This window comes from Streptomyces sp. WM6386, from assembly GCF_000972385.1.
GTDB lineage: Bacteria > Actinomycetota > Actinomycetes > Streptomycetales > Streptomycetaceae > Streptomyces.
The window spans coordinates 96314-116960 of the sequence record NZ_JXTE01000038.1; the positions used below are offsets into that span (position 1 = coordinate 96314).

13 protein-coding genes are annotated in these 20647 nt (G+C 70.8%); 8 read left to right on the forward strand and 5 right to left on the reverse strand.

Annotated features, from left to right (window positions below):
- The first annotated feature begins 74 nt into the window (after positions 1–74).
- Positions 75–2630, forward strand: coding sequence for a CBM35 domain-containing protein (locus tag TN53_RS23340; RefSeq protein ID WP_095046675.1), 2556 nt, complete (start codon positions 75–77; stop codon positions 2628–2630).
- A gap of 55 nt (positions 2631–2685) precedes the next feature.
- Here the strand turns inward: TN53_RS23340 and TN53_RS23345 are convergent, their stop codons facing one another.
- Positions 2686–2997 (reverse strand): NIPSNAP family protein, encoded by a 312-nt coding sequence (locus TN53_RS23345; protein ID WP_046260548.1) that lies wholly within the window; start codon positions 2995–2997, stop codon positions 2686–2688.
- 151 nt (positions 2998–3148) lie between these two features.
- On the opposite strand from TN53_RS23345, the gene TN53_RS23350 reads away from it, so the two are divergent.
- Entirely contained in the window at positions 3149–4366 is a 1218-nt protein-coding gene (locus TN53_RS23350; RefSeq protein WP_046260549.1) for a GNAT family N-acetyltransferase, read from the forward strand.
- A 113-nt stretch (positions 4367–4479) separates the two neighbouring features.
- On the opposite strand, the gene TN53_RS23355 is transcribed toward TN53_RS23350, so the two are convergent.
- Both TN53_RS23355 and TN53_RS23360 read right to left on the reverse strand, forming a co-directional pair.
- Complete coding sequence (locus TN53_RS23355; protein WP_095046676.1) at positions 4480–6831, reverse strand: ABC transporter permease; 2352 nt, start codon at positions 6829–6831, stop codon at positions 4480–4482.
- Complete coding sequence (locus TN53_RS23360; RefSeq protein ID WP_046260550.1) at positions 6828–7535, reverse strand: ABC transporter ATP-binding protein; 708 nt, start codon at positions 7533–7535, stop codon at positions 6828–6830. Before TN53_RS23360 ends, TN53_RS23355 begins: the two co-directional genes overlap by 4 nt.
- Positions 7536–7695: 160 nt before the next feature.
- On the opposite strand from TN53_RS23360, the gene TN53_RS23365 reads away from it, so the two are divergent.
- The 6 genes from TN53_RS23365 (at position 7696) to TN53_RS23390 (ending at position 13162) form a co-directional block, all read left to right on the forward strand.
- Positions 7696–9054: a sensor histidine kinase gene (locus TN53_RS23365; protein WP_095046677.1), complete on the forward strand. Its 1359-nt coding sequence runs from the start codon at positions 7696–7698 to the stop codon at positions 9052–9054.
- Entirely contained in the window at positions 9051–9749 is a 699-nt protein-coding gene (locus TN53_RS23370; protein ID WP_046260552.1) for a response regulator, read from the forward strand. Before TN53_RS23365 ends, TN53_RS23370 begins: the two co-directional genes overlap by 4 nt.
- A gap of 161 nt (positions 9750–9910) precedes the next feature.
- A complete protein-coding gene (locus tag TN53_RS23375; protein ID WP_046260553.1) occupies positions 9911–10438 on the forward strand; it encodes a DinB family protein in 528 nt (175 codons plus the stop codon).
- A gap of 96 nt (positions 10439–10534) precedes the next feature.
- A complete protein-coding gene (locus tag TN53_RS23380; RefSeq protein WP_159038181.1) occupies positions 10535–11335 on the forward strand; it encodes a hypothetical protein in 801 nt (266 codons plus the stop codon).
- Entirely contained in the window at positions 11335–12285 is a 951-nt protein-coding gene (locus TN53_RS23385) for a hypothetical protein (RefSeq protein ID WP_234441682.1), read from the forward strand. The genes TN53_RS23380 and TN53_RS23385 overlap by 1 nt, the downstream gene beginning before the upstream one ends.
- Before the next feature lie 124 nt (positions 12286–12409).
- A complete protein-coding gene (locus TN53_RS23390; protein ID WP_046260555.1) occupies positions 12410–13162 on the forward strand; it encodes a hypothetical protein in 753 nt (250 codons plus the stop codon).
- Between the two features lie 5 nt (positions 13163–13167).
- On the opposite strand, the gene TN53_RS23395 is transcribed toward TN53_RS23390, so the two are convergent.
- Both TN53_RS23395 and TN53_RS23400 read right to left on the reverse strand, forming a co-directional pair.
- Positions 13168–14658: a hypothetical protein gene (locus TN53_RS23395; protein WP_046260556.1), complete on the reverse strand. Its 1491-nt coding sequence runs from the start codon at positions 14656–14658 to the stop codon at positions 13168–13170.
- A 33-nt stretch (positions 14659–14691) separates the two neighbouring features.
- Positions 14692–20625 carry a hypothetical protein gene (locus TN53_RS23400; RefSeq protein ID WP_046260557.1) on the reverse strand — a complete coding sequence of 1978 codons (5934 nt, stop codon included), beginning with the start codon at positions 20623–20625 and terminating at the stop codon, positions 14692–14694.
- Positions 20626–20647 lie beyond the last annotated feature (22 nt).

Sequence of the window (20647 nt, forward strand, 5' to 3'; positions counted from 1 at the left end):
GGCCACCCGGTCCACCCGGGTCCCCGGGCCCACTCACGATCCTCCCGCAACGACGCGGGAGGCGGAGGACACACATGCCGCGAACCGAGCACGGATCACGCCACACCGCGCGTCTCATGGGGGCGATCGCCTTCACCGCCGCGCTGATCGGCACAGCCGTGACCGTTCCGTCCGCCCAGGCGGCCACCACGCAGGTCACCGTCGACCTGGGCAGAACCACCGGCGACGTGATGCACGGAGCCAACGGAACGCTGTACGGGCTCAGTGACGACGGCGTCCCCGGTGACGAGCTGGTCGCACCGCTGCACATGACCACCGTCATACAGAAGGCTCCCGACGGCGCTCAGCACCCCAACGGCGACGCTCTCGCGATCAAGAAGGGCTACGACCGCAACGGCGGCGGCGAGGTCCACATCTACATGCAGGACGTCTACGCACAGTGGCCGTACGAGAACCTCGGTCTGAGCGACTACCTGGCCAAGGTCGACACCATGGTCCGCAAGGTCGCGGCACGCCCCGACGCGGACGATTTCGTGTGGGTGCCGTTCAACGAACCCAACGGCAACTGGTACCCGGATCTGGGCAGTTCCGACACCACCAAGTACGCGAGCGCCCTGAGCAGGTTCCAGAGCGACTGGACCACCGTCTACCGGAAGATCCGCTCGATCATCCCCGACGCCCGGATAGCCGGCCCCAACGAGACCCACTACGACGCCAAGCTCATGGGCGACTTCTACCCATGGGCCAAGGCCAACGGCGTACTCCCGGACATCACGACCTGGCACGAACTGGGCCCGGACTCCCTCAAGGACTTCGAGTCCCACCTCGCCGACTACCGGGCCATCGAGAAGAAGGCCCAGATCACCGAGCGGCCGGTCAGCATCAACGAGTACGGCAACCGGCGTGACCAGTCCGTGCCCGGACAAATGGTCCAGTGGATGTCGATGTTCGAGCGCAACAAGGTCTACGCCGACCAGGCGTACTGGAACATCGCCGGAAACCTCAACGACAACGCCGCCCAGACCAACATCCCCAACGGCACCTGGTGGCTGCTGCGCTGGTACGCGGGCCTGACCGGCAAGACCGTCGAGCTGGACCCACCGCAGCCCAACACGATCGACACCGTCCAGGGCATCGCCTCACTGGACACCTCTCGCAAGCAGGCCCAGGTACTGCTCGGCGGCACCTCCGGCGACGTGAACACCGTGATCCGCAACGTCCCCGAGCGCTTCGGCAAGAAAGTCAACGTCACCGTCGAGCGCATCGGCTGGAGCGGCTACGAGGGCGCCGCCGCGCCCAGCGTGGTGTCCCGCACCACCACCAAGGTCGCCCAGGACGGCAGCATCAACGTCCCGCTGACCGACCTGGACGCCATGTCGGCCTACCGCGTCACCGTCAACCCGGCCGGCAGCGGCTCGCCCACCGCGGCGAGCCTGCCCTGGTCCACGTCGTACGAGGCGGAGAACGCCACGATCACCAGCGGCAGGGTCTACTCCCAGGGCTCGCTGACCAACCCCTACGGCTTCGCCACCTCGGGCACCAAGGACGTCGGCAGCCTGAACCAGTCCGACAGCAGGGTCGCCTTCACCGTCGACGTCCCGAAGACCGGCACGTACGACCTGGACGTCTTCTACGGCAACCAGTCCGGCGGGCCCGCCACCCAGACCCTCACAGTGGACGGCGGCTCACCCCGGACCCTCACCTACGGGTCCACCCTGAACTGGACCTACCGCGCCACGGCGAGCACGCCCGTGTCCCTGACGGCCGGCACGCACACCCTGACCCTGTCCAAGGGCACGAACGAGGTCACCCTCGACAAGATCGACCTCACCGCGTCCAGGACCCCGGAATCCGTCTACCCCGCGGCCTACGCCGACATCAGCGGCTCCCCGACGTACGACTACAGCGCCTCCGGCATCAGCGGCGCCGGCGCCCTGGTGCTGGACCGCCGCGACAAGGCCGCCTTCGACGTCTACGCCCCGGCCGACGGCTACTACACCGTGCACGCCCACTACGCCGCCACCGGCGACGCCACCCTGAGCATGGACGGCGCCGACGCCGTCGTCCTGTCCTCCACCCGGGGGCGCGTGAAGGACAAGGCCCTGCGGCTGTACCTGTCGGCGGGCAACAACCGCATCACCGCCGCCGTCCCGGGCAAGGGCAGTCTCACCCTGCGCGACCTGCGCGTCACCGGCGTGGTCAGCACCTCGGGGACCGAGGTCTACGAGGCCGAGGACGCCACCCCCGCCGGCACCGCGTCCGTCTCCGGCAACTCCTGGGCCTCCGGCGACAAATACGTCGGCCACATCGGCCTGGGTGCCGGCAACACCCTCACCTTCAAGGTGAACGCCCCCTCGGCCGGGCGCTACGTGATGAACGTGCGCTACGCCAACAACGAGACCGCCGGGTCCGGGAACTACAACACCAACGTCGTCTCCCGGGCCGCGGGCATCACCGTCAACGACACCTCCCAGACGGTCGTGTTCCGCAACTCCTACAGCTGGTCCAACTTCTGGGACCTGCCGGTCCCGGTGACCCTCAAGGCCGGCGTCAACACCATCACCTTCGCCAACTCCGCGGCATACGCACCGGACATCGACAAGGTGACCGTCGCACCGCTGAACGGCTGACGGCACCGCCGGTTGTCGTCGGGGAGGGGCGGTCATGCCACGCCCCTCCCCCGGCCTAGGACACGCCGTCGAGCGGCCGGAGGAAACGGCGTTCGTACCGCTTGATGCAACGCGTGCGACGAGCCAGTTCGAACGCCTCCTGGCACTCGGGATCGGACACGCTGTCCGTGCGGTACTGCTCGTAGGCGGCGAGGCTGGGAAACGAGAAGAGGGCGTAGGCGATGTCACTGTCGCCCTCGCTCGGCAGGAAGTAGCCGTGGTGTGTCCCGCCGAAACGGTCGACGAGCCGGACCCAGCGACGGCCGTATTCCTCGAAGTCCGCCAACTTGTCCGCGTCGATCTCGTACTTCAGGTGAATGGTGATCATCCGTACATGATGCAGCGAGCCGATGCGGGCTCGAAGGGCGGCTGCCGCGGACCCGGTTCGTAATTCACTTGCTCTGGACACAGGTCAACGCTGCACTGATCCCGGGCACCACGACTCGTGGTGCCGGTATTGCGAGGAGGCAGCGGCGCCGATGGAGATTCGTTCCACGACCGATGAGGACTTCGACGTCTTCGTCGACACCCTCTATGCCGCGTTCGGGAGCTTCCCGGAAACCCCCGTCGAGGGCGGCGGCCTCTGGTGGTCGGCGCTCGAAAAAAACCGCTGCCTGCTCGCCCTGACGGCGGACGGACGGCCTGTCGGCACCGCCGCCACGCACTCCTTCGAGCTCACCCTGCCCGGTGAGACCCTCGTCCCGGCCCCCGGGGTGACCGCCGTCGGCGTCCTGCCCTCGCACCGGCGCCAGGGCGTGCTCAACGCGATGATGCGGCATCAGCTCGCCGAACTGCGGGCCGGCGGGGAGTTCCTCTCCGTGCTGCTGTCCTCCGAGGCCACCATCTACGGCAGATTCGGCTACGGACCGGCGACCCACACCGCGCAGCTGACGGTGGAGCGCCACCGGTCCGCCCTCGCCCTCCCCCGGGCGCATGGAGCGGCCGAGGCCCGCGCGGCCGGCTCGGTCGAGGTGCTGCGGCGTGCCGAATGCGGCGAGATCCTGGAAGAGGTCTACGACCGGTACCGCCGCGCCCAGCCCGGCGCGCTGTCCCGGCCGCACCGCTGGTGGGCCTTGCGCGCGGGGCAGCCCCCGATCTCGCCGGCGCCACGCTACGTCGCCGTTCACCGGGACGCCGACGGTGTCCCGGACGGGTACGCCAGCTACTCGACCGAGTCCGGCACCCTCACGGTCGACGAGACCATCACCACCGACGACGCCGTCTTCACGGCCCTGGCCCGGTTCGTTCTCGAACACGACCTCGTCTCTCAGGTCGTGTTCAAGCACGTCCCGCCCGAGCACCCGCTGCGCCGGCAGCTCGCGGACCTCCGCGCCGGCCAGGTGAGCGGCCAGATGGACTGGCTCTGGGTACGGATCCTGGACGTCCCGGCCGCTCTGACCGCGCGCGGCTGGTTCATGGACGGCGAACTCGTCCTCGACGTCGCCGACCCGTTCCTCGGCGAGCACGACCGCTGTCTGCTGACCGTCCGGGACGGCAAGGCCGACTGCGTCCCCACGGACCGGAAGCCCGACCTGTCCCTGGACATCAGGGACCTGGGCTCGATCTACCTCGGCGGCACCGCCCCGAGCACGCTCGTGCGTGCCGGACACATCCAAGCCCACCACCCGGGCGCAGCCACCCTCGCCGACGCCCTCTTCCGCACCGACCGCTCCCCGCACTGCCTGCACTGGTTCTGACCGCACTCGCAGACCCTGCACAGGTCTCGTTCGTCCGCGCAGGGAACCAGCCCTCCGAGCCCCACGGCAATGTGCTGTGGGGCCCGGAGTCACAACCCCCGCGCCACAGCGTCCTATTCGGTGCGCAGCGCCGTGGCGGTTCGGGCTCGGGCGGCCCAGCCGGCGGGCAGGAGGGCGCCCAGAGTGGCGATGAGCAGGCCACCGAGGGTGAGCGGGAACAGTTCGGCCGCGTGGTAGACGGCGGTGACGGATCCGGGGAGGCGAAGCCCCACGCTGTCGCCCATCGCGGGGATGACCCAGCCGTGCAGGGCCACACCGAGGGGTACGCCCAGCGCGCCCGCGACCAGTCCCATCACGACGACAGAGGTGAGGACCATCGCGACGGTCTGTCGGGGGGTCATGCCGAGCGCCTTGTGGACGCCGATCTCCCGGACGCGTTCACGGGTGTCGAGGAGCACGCCGTTCAGTACGCCGAGCGCGGCGACGGCGACGAGCATCAGGGTGAGGATCGCGGACAGTGCGTTGAGTGTGACAACCATGTCGCTGCCTGAGTTGCGCCCGCCGGCCCGGGCGCCGGCACCGAGTGGTGTCAGGTCCTTGTTCAGCGCGTCGGTGTAGGCGGTGGCGTCGGTGCCTGGGGTGACCGCGATGTGATGGCTCGTCTCCGTCAGGTCGGGATGCGCGTCCTTGAGCGTTGCGGCGTCGGTGAAGACCTGCATGCCGTCGTTGCGGGTGTCGAAGACCTCGCCGACGATCCGGACGGTGACCGGCTGGGCCAAACCGTTGAGGGTGACGGTGTCGCCGACGCGGGTGCTGGTGGCGGTCAGGAAGGGGGTGGGGACCACGGCCTCGCCGGTGCGCTCGATCCAGCGGCCCGAGACCATCGTGTAGCCGCCCCAGGAGGCGTCGCCGGTGAAGGAGTTCACCTCGATGGTCCCGGTCAGAGCGGACACGGTCGCCCGTACCCTCGTGGCCCTGTAGTACCTCCCGGTCCCGGGTGCGGCCTCGATGGCCGCGGCGACCGCGGAGGGATCGACGTCGGGCTTCTTCTCCGAGCCGGGGCTCCGGGGTCCGAAGTCCGGCACGGGCGCGGGGACGACGACATCGGCCGCGTTGTGGGCCCTTGCTGTCATCACCTGGCCGAGCGAGGCGCCCATCCCCACGGTGAACGTGACGGCGATGGTGCCGAACAGGATGGCGGTGCCCATGGCCAGCGCACGGGCGGGCCGTGCGAAGGGCCGGGCCAGGCCCAGAGCGACGGGTCGCGGCAGCGGCAGCCGTCCGGCGAGGCGGGCCGCCCACCGGCCGCGCCCCTCCGAATCGGAACGCCCGACGGCGAGCGCGTCGACGGTACGCAGACGGCCGGCCCGCAAGGCACTCGCCCAGGCGGTCGCCACCACCAGGCCGAGCACCCCTGCGAGCACCGTCAGGTCGACCCAGGGGGCGACGGTCAGCGACGAGGTGCCGTAGACGTCCTGGGCCTCGGCCAGTACGGGGACGGCGAGCAGGTGCCCGGCGAGGACTCCGAGGGTCGCGCCGACGGCGGCCGGGATCAACGCCTGGCCCACGTAGGCCCGGACGACCTGGGCCGGGGTGAAGCCGACGGCTTTGAGGACCCCGATCCGGCGCGTTCCCGTGCCGACGGCCGACGCGACGACGTTGCCGACGATGAGCACCGACATGACCAGACCCAGGGCGCCGAAGGCCATGAGGAAGGGAACGTAGAGGGCGGTGTCACGCTCGACGGTCTTCTTGACGGTGAGCCAGGACTGTTCGCCGACGGCGGCTCCCTGCGGCAGGGATTTCGTCACGACCTTGCCGCCCGCGGTGATCTGCGCGGCGGTGCCCGCGTCGGTGAAGCGGTAGAGCATCTGGTAGCCGCCGCTACCGGGCACGGTGAGCGCCGCCATCTGGGACGGAACCACCCAGGCGTCAGCGGTCTGCGTGACCGAGCGGGCCACACCGACCACCGTCAGTGTCGGATCGCCGGACAGATCAGGGAAGGTGATCTTCATGCCCATGGTCGGGATGAGCGCGGAGTTGGCGGACAGCACGATCTCGCCGGAGCGCGTGGGCCACCGTCCATCGAGCAGCGCCGCCTCGTCCACGTCCCGGCCGGGACCACCCCGGCCGACCACAGTCATCGGCCACCCGGGGTTGTCCCGGCCGTCCGACCGCGGGGTGACCGTCGCCGTACGGAACGGCCCAGCCGCACTGCTCACCCCGTCGGCGTCCTTGGACTTCGACAGCTGCCCGGCACTCACCTTGCCCGCGTCGAACTGCACGGACAGATGCGCGCCGTGCTGCCTGGCGAAGGCGTCGTCGAAGGGCCCGCCGGAAACCACGAGCAGCGTTCCGCCGAGGACGGAGGCGGCCACCGCCATCATCGTGGCGAGCCCGACCACCAGCGTCTGCACCCGGCGTCGTCCCACCCCCGAGCGCACCACCGTGCCGAGAGCGCTCATCGGACGGCCTCCGGGGCGACGGCCTGCGACCGGACGTCTTCGGTGATCCGGCCGTCGGCGATGCGGACCGTACGGTTCGTGCAGGACCGGGCCAGAGCCAGGTCGTGGGTGACCACCACGATGGTCTGGCCCTCGGCGTTGAGGCCGGTGAGCAGCTCGCTGACGTCCTGTCCGGCGGCCGTGTCCAGAGCCCCGGTCGGCTCGTCGGCCAGTAGCAGCGCGGGCCGGTTCATCAACGCCCGGGCGACCGCGACGCGTTGCCGTTCGCCACCGGACAGCCGTCCCGGGTAGGCGCGGGCGTGCCGGTCGATGCCCAGCACTTCCAGAAGTTCTGCCGCCCGGCGGCCCGCCTCGCCCCGTGCCACGCCGGTGAGGCGCGCGGGCAGCTCGACATTGTCGGTGACGGTCAGATCGTCGAGCAGGTTGAAGAACTGGAAGACCATGCCGATCCTCGAGCGCCGGTAGAGCGCCGCACCCGCCTCACCGAGCCGGTCCACCCGCACCCCGTCCACGGTGACGGTCCCCGCATCGGGCCGGTCCAGGCCCGCGATCAGATTGAGCAGCGTGGACTTGCCGCTGCCGGAAGGGCCCAGGATCGCGACGGCCTCGCCGGGTTGCACGGTCAGCGACGCCTCGTGCAGAGCGGGCGGGCCGTCGTCGTATCGGCGGCTCACCTCGCGCAGTTCGATCACCGGCATGGTCATGAAAGGCTCCTCGGGTAAGGGCAGTTGGCTGCGTGAACGCTAGGAGCGGGCCCGGCCGGCACGCGTCGCCCGCTCGAACCCCTTGCGGTACCGAGCTGGGATGAGCCCCGCAGACGTCATCCCTGCGATGTAGGCGGGTGATGTATCCGGTACGGCGGAAATGACCACGGGGGCGGACTCCGCGGGTCCGTGCGGCGGCGAGAATGATCCGGTGACGGATGTACGTACGACTCTGGAGCGGGTCCGGGGAGCCGCCCGTAGGGTGGTCCGCGACGCCAGGGTTCCGAGCGGTCCGCCGCTGCGGCCCACCCTGCGCGCCTGGCAGTTCGACGCACTGGTCGCGCTGGTGATCGGCATCTCCACCGTCTACTACGGCATCGACAACGTCGACGTCGTCGTGGTGCGGGAGATCGCACCCGGCGTGGCGTACACCGTGGCGCGCCCGTCCGGCCCCGGTGGGCTGGCCTTCATGGTGAGCCTCGCGGTCGTCGCCTCGGGCGCCCTGGCGCTGCGCCGCCGCTATCCGCTCGCCGTGCTGTGCGTCGTGACGGCGGCGACACTGGCGACACCACAGAGCGTGCTGCGGCTGACCTTCTACGCGTTCATCATCGCCGTCTACAGCGCCGCCGTGTACAGCCCGTACCGGGTGGCGGCCCTGGCGGCGCTGCCGGTGTCGGTCGTCCTGGTCGGCACCTCGGGGGACTCGGTGACACCGATCGTCCCCAACGACTACATCGCCCTGCTGATCCTGGCCCCGATGGCCGTGGCCGCCATCGGCCTGCGCACCTGGAAGCTCCGGACCGACGAGGGCCGTACCCGGATCTCCACCCTGGAAAGGGAACGGACCGAGGAGCTGCGCCGGGCCGTCGAGCACGAGCGGGCCAGGATCGCCCGCGAACTGCACGACGTCGTCACGCACAACGTCAGCGTGATGATCATCCAGGCGGGTGCCGCCCGCAAGATCATGGAAACCTCCCCCGAGGAGGCCGGCGAGGCACTGCTCGCCGTTGAGGCGGGTGGGCGGGCGGCCATGACCGAACTGCGCCACGTCATGGGACTGCTCACCATGGCCGACGAGGACGAGGGGACGTCCAGCGATGCGGACCTGACCCGCACGGCGGAGGAGCTGACCCCGCAACCCGGCCTGGACCAGCTGGAATCGCTGGTGGGGCGGGTGCGGGACACCGGACTGCCCGTCGACCTCACCGTGACCGGGCCGCCCCGGCCCCTCCCGCCCGGCCTCGAACTCGCCGCCTACCGCGTGGTCCAGGAAGCCCTCACCAACACCGTGAAGCACGCGTCCGGCGCCAGGGCCGCCGTGACCGTCGACTACGGCCCGGACCGGCTCCGGGTGGAAGTCACCGACACCGGTGGGCACTCGGGCGGGGCCGTCGGAAGCGGCCGGGGACTGATCGGACTGCGCGAGCGCCTCGCCGTCCACGACGGAACCCTCAACACCGGCCGGCGCCTGACCGGCGGCTACCGTGTGGAAGCCCTGATCCCCCTGGAGGGACCGTGACCGAGCCGCTGCGTGTGCTCCTCGCCGACGATCAGACCCTGGTCCGCACCGGATTCCGGTTGATCCTCCGCGCCGACGGCATCGATGTCGTCGCCGAGGCGACCAACGGGAGCGAAGCCGTCGCGGCGGTCCGCCGTACCCGGCCCGACGTGGTCCTGATGGACATCCGGATGCCCGAGATGGACGGCCTGGAGGCCACCCGCCGCATCCTCACCGGGGCCGCCGACGCGCCCCGCGTCATCATCCTCACCACGTTCGACCTCGACCGGTATGTGTACGCCGCCCTGTCCGCCGGGGCCAGCGGCTTCCTCCTCAAGGACGTCACCCCCGAGCAGCTGACCGCGGCCGTCCGCACGGCCCGTAGCGGCGACGCGCTCCTCGCGCCCACCATCACCCGCCGTCTCGTGCAGCGGTTCGCGCACCAGGGCAGCGACTCCGCCGCCCTCCACCGCGACCTCGCCTCGCTCACGCCCCGCGAACTGGAAGTCCTCGGCCTGCTGGCCCGGGGACTGAGCAACGCCGAACTCGCCACTCGTCTCCACCTGGCCGAGGCGACCGTCAAGACACATGTCGCCCGCATCCTCGCCAAACTCGGACTCCGCGACCGTGTCCAGGCCGTCATCGTCGCCTACGAGACAGGGCTGGTCAGCGTCGGCGCGGGCGGGGCAGCTCAGCAGCCGACCGAGCAGACGTAGAGCGGAGCCGAGACCTGGCACCGGCAGGCGGAACCTGCGTCTGTCAGTCTCGTCGCGTCCGCGAGGAGCGCCAACCGCCCGGTCGGCACACCGAGTTGGTCGAGTCCCGCCCCGGATGTCGGGTAATTCCCTGCCCGGCCGCGGAGATTCGGGGATCCTGGGTGGCCGTGACCGAGAAACTGAGCGACATCACTCCGAGCCATGAGGTCAAGGCGCTTCTTGGAGTCCTGCATGGGCAACGGCGCCACGTGGTGGACATCCTCGACGGGCTCGATGCGCAGGATCTACGACGGCCCGTGCTGCCGTCCGGATGGCACTGCCTGGGGCTGGTCCAGCACCTCACGCTGGACGTCGAGCGGTTCTGGTTCCGCGCGGTCGTCGCCGGGGACCAGCAGGTCATCCGCGGCCTGACGAGCGACGACGAAGCCTGGAAGGTGTCCCCGGAAGTGGCGGCCGTCGACGTGCTCGACCGATACCGGCAGGAGGCGGCGTTCGCCGACGACGTCATCACCGCCACTCCTGCCGACGCCGCGTTGGCCTGGTGGCCCCACGACGTGTTCGGCGAACCACATCTGCACACCCTGCGCGACGTGCTGCTGCACGTCATCACCGAGACCGCGTGCCACGCCGGGCACCTCGACGCGGCCCGGGAGCTGATCGACGGCCGCCGCTGGCTGGTCCTGACCTGACTGCCCCAGGAGGAAGAGTGCCAGAAATGAGAATATTCTCCGTATATGCCACCTACGCGTGCGCGACCCATCGCCTTGGCGGTCATCCTCGGTCTCGTGGCAGTGCTCGGGATCGTCTGGCTGGTCAGATCCGCCACCATTGATGGGCAGAATGCCGCTGATGAAGGCCCGGTCAGCTCCGTGACCGGCTCAAACGGCACCGATCCCAACGCCGGCACCGACCCCGACGCCGACCCTGGCACCGGCACCGGTCGCTCGGATGACGGAGACTCCAACTCCCCGTCCACCTCGCAGGGCTCATCGACCGCAGGGAACAGCACGCCGGGCGGCGAGACACGCAAGAGCGATCGACGATCCATTCATGTCAACGGCGTGCGCCTCGACGGCAACCGCAACGGTCCCGGCTGTCTGACCATCATCAACAAGACCGCCACTGCCGGCACCATCGACAGTGTCTCCTTCACTGCCACCGGCCCGGCTACTCCGGCGATCCGCTCCGACGACGCCGCGCACTGCTCGCCCACCGGTGACCCTGCGTGTCGCGGAATCAACCTGACCGAGGGAGACCAGTGCGTGGCGGGCGCTGTCCTTCCGTCGGACGCCCCAGCAGGTGTGTACACGGTCACCGCAGTAGTCCACTTCACGTACCTGTGCGACAACGCCGAGAACTCCCCGTGCAACGAAGTGCCGCACTGGGGCGGTTCGCCACCGACGTCGCAGAATCCGGTGCAGATAAGTGGTTCAAGTTCCAACCACGTTCCCACACTGACGATGACTGTCGGAGGGGCGGCGGAAGACACCCCGCCGGAGGAGTTCTCCCCGCCGTCGCCCGACACCGACTCCCCCGAGGAGTTCCAGCCCCCGCCCGACGAGCCGCTGACCGGGGAGCAAGGCTGATGGCCACGGTTCCCCCACCCGAACCGCCATCCACGCCCCCAGTCTCGGAACCAGCCCGAGAACCCGAACCCTCCACCGACCAGCAGCCCGTCTCGGCCCGCATCCGCCAACTGGCCGAGGCCATCGGCCCGACAACGCTGGCCACCGCGCTGCTTGTCTACTTCGGCTACGTCGCCACCCGCGCCCGCTATCAGTACTTCGGCGTTCCCCTGGACATGACGGGCCTGTCCAATCAGGACTTGATGCTGCAGGGCCTCGAAGTGGTGTACGTCCCGGCGGCCTTGATGTTCCTCGGCGTTCTGACGTGCGTCGCAATCCATGCCTTCGTCAAGTGGCTGCTCGCTCGCGACACGGGCGACGACACCGCCACCACCCATGCCCTACTGGCGTACCTCATCATGCTCGTCGGGGTCCTTCTCATTGCCAGAGCGATCATCGGCATGTTCGTCCAGGACTCCGACACCAGCGTCATCATCGGTGCCACACCGCTGTCGCTGGCGATCGGACCGGCGGCGGTGGCATACGGCATCTGGGTCTACACGCAGCAGCGCGGGCGGACCCCGCTGTCGCGGCGCCTGGCACGCAATGGCGCGCTGTGCGCCGTGGGGCTGTTCATCGCCGGGCTGTTCTGGGCCTCGACCCAGCTGGCCTGGGCGTACGGCACAGGGCGAGGCGAGGAGGACGCATCCAGGCTGGACCTCCGACCGGAAGTCGTCATCGACACCAAGGAACCACTCGACGGCTTGCCCACCGGGGTCACGGCAACCCGGCTCGACGGTTTTGAAAAGGAGGCAACGGCGTACCGCCACCGTTACGCGGGCTTCCGACTGTTGCTGTCATCCGGCGGGCGACTGTTCCTGGTCACCCCGGACTGGGAGCTCGGTCGGGACCGGACGATCGTTCTCCCCTATGGAGATGACATCCGGGTACAGCTCATGCCCCAACCCTGAGCTCCCCTCCCGGTCGACTCCGAGCCGGAGGAGGAGGACGCTGAGCAAACAGCCTTCGACACCTTCGCCCAGCAATGCGGCAAGGTGTCGGGCCCACGTACACAAGACGTGAGGGAGCGGGGCGATGGACCTGTTGCCGGTCGAGATCAAGGTCAATATCGAGAGCGATGTGGCGGCGGCGCTGTCGCTCCTCGGCGCGGCGCACGGCGAGATGACCACGCGACAGATCTGGTTCGCCGAGGACCGGGACGGCGCCGCCGCGGGCCGGGTACCACTGCTGGACGCCGGCCTGATCGTGCGGTTCCGGATCGGTGGCGGTGCGGACGACCTGACCGTCAAGTTGCGTCCGTGCGACCTGAAGCAGTTGGTCGGCCGGTTCTCCGCCCCGTTCGACGCGGAGCCGTTCACCTACAGGATCGAGGAGGACTGGTCGGTGAACGGCCAGGTGCCGGCCGCCTCCCTGGTGCACAGTCACCCACCGGAGGCGCTGTTGGGCACGGTGGCCCCCGGAGCCGATCCCGCCGCACCGATCGATGCGCTGCAGGACCAGTTCCTGCACGCCTGCGCTCCCGCCGTCCAGCTCAATGGGCTGGTCGCGCTGGGGCCGATCCTCGCGACCAAGGTCGACGACGTTGCGCTGGACGACCTGAAGGTGAACCTGGAGGCATGGTCGGTCGCCGGTATGGAGTTCCTGGAGGCCTCGATCCGGGTGAAGCCCAAGGACGAGGACGACGCCAAGGAGTTCACCAAGCGGGCCGAGCGCAAGCAGCGAAAACTCCAGGAGACGGTGCGGGAGCGCGGGGTGGCGCTCTCCGAGCACCCGGAGAACAAGACCCGACGCGTCCTCACCGCCCTGGTGGCGGCCGGGCGGCGCTGAGGCGGTCAGAAGCCGCTGCGCCGCAGTGCGTCAGCGACCATCAACGCCGGGATCACCTGATGGACCTGGCCACTGTTGGCGTACGGCACGCTGCCGTGCAGCCGCTGGGCCACGCTCTGCCAGGCGGCCGCCGGCAGGGACGTGACCGACTTGCGGCCGTCCGCCGTCTCGGCGTGGAACGGGGCGACGCCGGCCGTCACTCCCAGTCCGGCGAGCAACGGCCCCAGCTGGCCGAGATCGTGCTGCGTGTACAGGCGGGCGATTTTCGTCCCGGCCGAGTCACGTGCGGCCCATGCGGCCACGTGGGTCAACGCATCAGCCGTCACTCCTGCCTGGTCTCCATGCGGGTCGAAGAGGTAGACCTCCTGGAGCGTGTCCAGGAACAGCGGGTGCGTCTGGTTTGCAGCCCTTGTCAGGAAACAGCTCATCAGCGCGTGGCCACTGCTGAACGATCCCATCCCGAGTCGGCCGATGGGACCGAAGGAGAAGTTCCCGGCTCGCCGGAACATGAAGGCCTGGATCTCCTCCAGATACTCCTGGAGGAAGACGGCGTCGGCGAACGACGTGATCTCGTCACACGGTTGGCCTGCGACCCGCGGGAGCGGCAGCACCAGGACCACGTTCCGACCGGAGGCCTGGACCTGATACGGCAGACCTTTGCCGAAGGGGTCGGCCAGGAGCGGATCCTCCATGTATCGCAAGGGCCGGAGCAGGCCGAAGAACTGGTAGTCCCAGCCCCACGGATAGGTGTCGCCGGTCATGGGGTCGTGGCGGTCCAGGGCATTCGTGAAGAAGCCGTCCGCCACGTTCTGAGCCATGGTCGGGCGGAAGAACACGAGGAACGGCGCAGGTGGGGCGCCGGGCCCGCGTGGCACGGCGCCGGGCCAGTAGACGGCCACGAGTTGGGGTGCTCCCACGCCGGGGAGACGTAGCACGAGCAGGTCACCGAAGGGTGTCACGGTGCGACTCTCCACCTGGATCGCGTGGTCGCTGATGGGTGGTGAGGCGACGAAACTGGTGTCGGTGGCTTGCGGCAACGGGGAGTACAGCGTGGGCGGCAGCGGCACCGGGGAGGAACGGAAACTCATGTTGCCCGGCGGCGGGGCGCCCGGATAGTCGGTGCCCGTCCGCTCCAGGCTCACGCGCGCCTGCTCGGTGGCGTCACGCAGGGGCGAGAAGTGGACGACCATGACGGCAGTCGGGCCGAGGACCGACGGCAGGACGGTCAGTGGCTCCCAGTTGGCCGACAGAAAGGCGGCCTGGATGCTGCCGAACGCGTCGATCTCCAGCCGGGCGACGACGGTCCCGTACTTGATCGGTTCGAAGGAGTTGGCCTGGATCTCGATCTGCGCCGAGGCATCGGGAATGGTGAAGATCGACTGATCCAGCACAACGGCCGTGGGTGTGGCGGGACTGCCGCCGTTCACCGTCATCGTGAACTCGCACTGGGTCGTGGCTTCACCGCGGATGCGAGCGCTGAGGACCAGCTGGCCCATGGTGTGCCTCCCGCCTCGGTTGACGGACTGTCATCACGGCCACGGCTCCGTGGGCCGCACGGTGTCGAAGGCCAGCCCGCTGGAGCTCTCCCCGGTACCGGGCGCCTTCTCCCGGCGTACCCAGCTGTGCCAGGAGCCGTCGAACCAGCGGGCCAGCACCGGGCGCCGGGTGACGAACACGCCGTCGCGCGGCACCTCTTCCTCGTGCATCCACAGTCCGGGGGTGATCAGCCGGCCCTCCGGGTGTGAGTCAAGGCCGGGGCCGGTGAGCCTGGCCAGCCGGAAACGGATCTGCTCGGTGCCGACCGCTTCCGGGACGAGGGGGAACCAGTAGTCCGGCACGATGCTCTGCACAGCGTACGCGGGCAGTTCGCCGGCCATTGCGGGCTCGGGGGGTGTGGTGCGGGCCCAGCGGTCCCGGCGGTCGACCTGCTCGCCCCGGCCGTCGGTGTAGTGGTGCTGGACTGCCCACGCCAGGTTCGCCAGTTCGTCACGGGCCAGCACCACGCGCTCCAGCGGCTGCCCCGTCTGACCGCGTTCGGTGGGCAGGACCAGCAGTCCGGAGGCCGCCGGGTGGTCCGGCTCCGGGCTGCTCAGGGTGAACATCGACCAGGCCGGATCATCCTGGCCCGCGCGCCGGACCAGATGGTGGCGGCCGAAGACGTCACGCACGAGGAGTTGGTCCAGGACGGTCAGGGAAGCCGTCGGCACCTCCAGCGGCACCAGGAACCAGTCGTTTCCGAAGACCGTGGCGAAGGAGATCAGCAGCAGCCGGCCCGTGTCCAGCGTGGACACGTCCGCCGCCCCGAGGTCGACGCGCGCGTCCTCCATCTCCCAGAACCGGTCGGCCGGCAGTCCGCCGTAGCGGATCGTCGAGGGCAGGCCCTCCTCGGTGAAGGTGCTGCGTTCGCCCTGCGGTGCCGCCTCGGCGTCGGGGTCGGGGTGCACATCCAGGCTGTACCAGTCGAGGCCGTCGCCCTGGTACTCCTCGGCGCGCAGCACGGTTCCGGCGGTGGACAGTTCGGCGCCGTACTCGAAGCGGTGCGGGTCGAAGCAGTCGGGGCCGCGCTCGGCGAGCTGTCCTGCCCACCAGGTCCGCCACCGGGCAACGACCTCGCCGAGTCGCGCGTCGGGTCCGCTGTCGAAGGTGCCTGCGTCCAGTGCTGCCGCCACCGACTGGGCGTCGGGCAGCCGGCCGCCGAGCAAGCCGATCAGGCTCGTGTCCGCCTGGCCGGACTGCAGCCGGTGCGGTGCCAGTGCCGCGAGGGCGGCGGCGAGCAGCCCGGCGTCGTCGGTCATCCGCAGCAGGGCGGCACCGCCTTCGGCGCGCAGCCGTTCGTCGGCCTGTACGGGCTCGTCCTCGACGTGGCTGTCCAAGGGCCCCAGGCGCGGATCGTAGGGCACCCAGTCCGTGCTCCCGCCCGGCCGCCAGGCGTCGATGGGCGAGCTGCCGCCGGCCATGCGGACCACCGCGGGGGAACCGGCGTCCTGGGCGGCGAACTCCCCGAACTGCCACTGCCGGGTGAGCAGCCACAGCGGGTCGTGCACACGGGCTGCCAGTCCCGTTTCGACGTCGGAGGTGCGATGGCGGGGCTCCAGCATGAAGGGGCCCTCCGGGTCGGTGCCCGGCCGGGGGGTCTCGATCCTGGACAGGGCCTGGCCGGTCGCGCCGTGGGGGGAGATGCGGATGCCGGGGATCAGATCGTCCAGTTCCGGCAGGTCGTCGAGGTCGACGGCGCGCAGCTTGGCCAGTTCGAGGGTCTCGCGCACCACCTGCGCCAGGCCGTCGGAGGTCCAGCCGCGCTCCAGGTTCGGGGGCACCGCGATGAGCACGCTGTGCGGGGCCTTGGCGTCCGGGCGGTCGTAGTGGAAGGCGACTCCGGTCAGTTCGGTCTGCGGCGCGGCCGCGTCCGACGGGGGCAGCTGATCGGAGCCAGGGAGCAGTTCGATCCATTCGTCCAGTACGAGGCCGGTGATGCCCGCGCCGGGGACGGTGTCGGCCGGTGCGTGCCAGACCAGGTGGGTGGTGGCGGTCGGCCGCTGCCCGGCGGGGAAGGTGCCGCCGATCCAGGCGTCGGCCGCGCTCGTCGGGTGCTGTGCCGCACGCAACCGCTCGACCCGGTCGGCGCCCGCCGCGGCCAGCAGCAGTGTCTCGTGCAGGGTGCGCACCATCGGCCGTACGGCCGCGTTGCGCCGTAGCCAGTCCTCCAGGTCGGCGCCGGGCAGGTCGGTGCGGCCGGCCGGGGGCGGGGTCGCAGAGGTGAGGTCGGGCAGGAGCGGGATGTCCGCGCCGAGCACCTCGGCCAGTGCCGTCCGGGCCCGGGAGAGCCAGGCCTCGGCGGCTTCCGGTGTGACCTGTTCCGCCGCCAGGGCACGCAGCGGGTCCCCGGCCGGGCCGCTCTCGGCGAAGGCGGCGAGGCGCGTTCGCAGCTTGGTCGTGTCGACGGTTCGGGCAGCCGGGTCCTCGGGGAGGTGGGTGGGCAGCAGTGGCTGGGCGGTGGACAGCAGCGAACGGATCCGGACCGCGCGGCCCCGCAGTCCGCTCCAGCCGGGCCCGGTGAAGGTGATGGGGGTGTCCGGCGTGACGCCCTTGGCGTTCTGTACCGCGCGGCGCAGCCCGGCCGGTTCGACGGAGGCGGTGTCCAGTACGGTGCGCAGCGCGCCCAACTGCAAGCTGTCGACGGTGAGTTCGAACGGCTCCTGGCCCACTGTCCCGATCAGCGTCCAGCCTGCCGCCGGGCCCAGCAGATGCGCGACCCAGGCCTCCAGGGCGGGTTGCAGCGTGGCGAGCCGATCGGCGGGCCAGCCGGCCGGGGTGGCGGCGGCGGGCAGCAGCGTGGCGACCCGGTGGGTCAGTGCGCGGGCCCGGTGTGGGGTGCGCAGGACGCGGAAGGTGTCCGGTACGTCCTCGCCACGTCCCAGGATGTCGGCGGTCAGGCCCGCGCGGATGGGATTGCCGCCCACCAGCTGGTGCACGCTCTCGGCCAGTACCAGATCACCCACCGCGTCCAGGGCGTCGGCGAGGTCCTCCAACAGCGGTGTCACCGCCGCGAGGTCGTCGTCCGGGACACCGGCCAGAGCGGGAGCACCGGCTCCGGCCCGCACGAGGGCCATGCCGTCGACGACATTGCGTGCCGAGATCGCCTCCGCGCTGCGCGCCCACAGGTCCGCCTCGGGCTGCTCGACCTGCGGTTCGGGTACGACCGGCAGGGGGAAGCGGCGGCGGAAGCGTTCTACGAGGTGGTCCAGCTGGGCGTCGTGCAGGGCCCGTTCGAACCGGTAGCCCAGCAGGGAGCCCAGGTTCTGGCCCTGGCGTACGCCGCCGAGCAGCCAGCGGGCGATGCGGGCACGGCGGGAGGTGAGGTTGACGGCGTAGGTCTGCTCGTCGGGGTCGCTGAGGAAGCCGGAGCGCAGTACGGCCGCCGTCGCCGCGTGCTGGAGCGAGGGCGCGTGGATGTAGCCGTCCTTGTCGGAGACCTCGACGGTGGTGTCCATGTCGTCCAGCACGATGTCGATCTGTTCCCGCTGCACCGGCGGACGCAGATCCTCCACCCAGCCGTAGCAGCCGAACCGTACGCCTTCCACGCCGGACTTGCGCAGCGTGGCCAGGCGTCGCGACGCGAGCGAGGTGATCCAGGCGTCCAGCCGGTGCGAGTGGACGTCGATGACCTCCAGCAGGAGTTCGGGCAGCCGGGTCACCGGGACGCCGGCCAGGGTCCGCAGGGCTTGTTCCAGGCGGGGCAGCTCGGCGGCGGCCCGGGTGGCGGTGGCGACCCGTTCGGCGCGCTCCTGCTCGCTCAGTCCTTCCAGTACGTCGGCCACCAGTTGGTCCACGTCGCCGGTGACGGCCAGTGCCTGGCGCAGGGGGTCGTCCGTGCCCTCGTCGTCGCCTTGGAAGAAGGCCCAGTTGGGGAGGAACAGCAGGGCGTCGAGCAGCCCGCGGGCGTCCGGTTCGGGTTCCGGCTCCCCGTCGTCCGGTGGCGGTACCTCGCCGTCCTCGGGCGGCTCCTCGCCTTCGCCGCCAGGCTCCTCGCCTCCGTCGGCAGGCGCAGGCTCCTCCTGGCCGCCGGGCAGGTCGAAGAACGTGCCCCGCCGCGGCGGGGTCTCCCGCCCGGTCGACAACTCCACCGGCCACGCCGCGTCGTAGCCCTCGGCGTTCAGCTCGCCCGCCAGGAAGGCGCGCACCGCGCCCAGGTAGTCCGCGGTGGCCGCCGCCCGGGCCGGGAAGGCGTCCGGGTCAGGGGCGAGCCGGGCGACGAACTCGGGGACGCCGGACTTCTCGTCCAGGCTCCCGCCGAAGGAGGTGAAGCCGTCGCCTCGTGTGGTCCAGCGCAGCATCGCATGGGGTGGCAGACCGGGCAGGCCCAGCCGTGTGGGGGGCTCCGTACGGTCGGTCCTCCCCACGGCCACCGCCGGGCTGTCCATACGCCACATGGACAGGCCGGTCGCCACGGGCAGCCGCTGCAACGCGTTCACCGCGACCTCGTCGACCGGCATGCCCGGCTGGACTCGGGGGATGGGGTCGATGGCGGTCTCCCCCTTCACCGCCGCCCGCCAGCGTTCCCTGAGATGCTCCAGCCAGGGCGCGATCAACGCGTCCACGTCACCGACGCGTTCGGCGCGCCAGTCGTCCAGCGCGGTGGCGGGCAGGATTCCGTACGGCTGGCGCCCGACCCGCAGCATCGGCAGCGGCCCGCGACCGCGCACATGCTCGGCGAGGTGCTCCCTGACCGCACGCCACGGCCCACCGGGGGCCACACCCGTGACCTGCCGGGTGCCCAGGTCGAGGGTGCTCAGGGCGGCCTCGGCGAAACCCTTGCCGAGCGTCGGCCAGGTGAGCAGGGTCAGCGCGGCGAGGGCCGAGGGTTCCGGGTCGGCGGCGCCGGAGCAGCCGCGCAGGAAGTCGGCGTCGGGCAGACCCAGGCCTGTCGCGAGCGCGTCGGCGACCGGCCGCTCCCCCGGCTTCGGGTCGGGGTCGGGGCCCGGGTAGGCGGGCGCCGAGGACCAGCCGGAGCGGCTGCGGGGGGTGTTGTTGGTCGCGGTGCCGGACGGCAGCAGGCCGAGACCGCCGCCGAACCTGTGGCCGTGCAGGAGGTCGCGCAGCCGCGTCGCGCCGTCCGCCGCCGAGTCGTCGCGCACCCCGACGACGAGCAGCTCGTCCAGTTGCTCGGTGCTCTCGGGCGGGAAGACCAGTTCGATGCCCATGCCGGCCTTGACGGCCTCGAACCAGTCGGTCTCCCAGCCCTCCTCCTCGGCGCGCAGCAGGCCGATGGGCAGCGGGTCGGGCACCGGGCGGCCGAGTGTGTCCACCACCACCTGGCCGTCGAGGAGGCCCACAAAGCGCCAGCGTTTCGGCATCGCGACCGTCTGAGGCCGGTGCTGCGCGGGGTCGTCGGTGCGGATCGTCGGTGGCGGTGCGCCGGGGCGGGCGGCTCGGACCGCCCAGGACGCGCGGGCCGGGCGCAGCTTGGTGAGCACCTGCTGCCAGGCCTCGGGGCCGGGGTTCTGCCAGTATCCGGCGGCGACCGCCGCTTCGGCGGGGGTCAGTCGGGGGTCGAAGGCCGTGAGCAGGATGTCGTCCGGGTAGATCCGTACCCGCAGGGTGCGCGGTTCCCACCAGATGGTCTCCACCCGCACCGGCAGCAGGGCGATCGGGGCGGTGTTGTCGTCGGGGAACAGGGCCGTGCCCTCGCCCAGGGCGCGGGTGAGTTCCTCCTCCGCGCCCCTCGCCAAGGCGTTCAGCTCCTCGGCTCTGCGTTGGAGCTCCAGCAGGGCCGCCTCGGCCTCGGCGAGCAGTTCGGGGCTGGGGCGCTGGCCTTGGATGTGCAGGGGGTCCGGCAGGCCGGCCCGGATGTGGTCCTGGAGGCGCTGCACCACGGCATGCTGCTCGTCCGCGAGGGCCTGCGCGGCGTCCGCCTCGGTGCGGGCCCGGTCCACCTGTGCGCGAGCGGCGAACGCGTCGTTCATGGCGGGGGTGCTCCTGTCCTCG

Coding starts and splice junctions, on each gene's coding strand:
- TN53_RS23340 (WP_095046675.1), top strand. CDS start 75: ATGCCGCGAACCGAGCACGGATCACGCCACACCGCGCGTCTCATGGGG.
- TN53_RS23345 (WP_046260548.1), bottom strand. CDS start 2,997: ATGATCACCATTCACCTGAAGTACGAGATCGACGCGGACAAGTTGGCG.
- TN53_RS23350 (WP_046260549.1), top strand. CDS start 3,149: ATGGAGATTCGTTCCACGACCGATGAGGACTTCGACGTCTTCGTCGAC.
- TN53_RS23355 (WP_095046676.1), bottom strand. CDS start 6,831: ATGAGCGCTCTCGGCACGGTGGTGCGCTCGGGGGTGGGACGACGCCGG.
- TN53_RS23360 (WP_046260550.1), bottom strand. CDS start 7,535: ATGACCATGCCGGTGATCGAACTGCGCGAGGTGAGCCGCCGATACGAC.
- TN53_RS23365 (WP_095046677.1), top strand. CDS start 7,696: ATGACCACGGGGGCGGACTCCGCGGGTCCGTGCGGCGGCGAGAATGAT.
- TN53_RS23385 (WP_234441682.1), top strand. CDS start 11,335: ATGGCCACGGTTCCCCCACCCGAACCGCCATCCACGCCCCCAGTCTCG.
- TN53_RS23390 (WP_046260555.1), top strand. CDS start 12,410: ATGGACCTGTTGCCGGTCGAGATCAAGGTCAATATCGAGAGCGATGTG.
- TN53_RS23395 (WP_046260556.1), bottom strand. CDS start 14,658: ATGGGCCAGCTGGTCCTCAGCGCTCGCATCCGCGGTGAAGCCACGACC.
- TN53_RS23400 (WP_046260557.1), bottom strand. CDS start 20,625: ATGAACGACGCGTTCGCCGCTCGCGCACAGGTGGACCGGGCCCGCACC.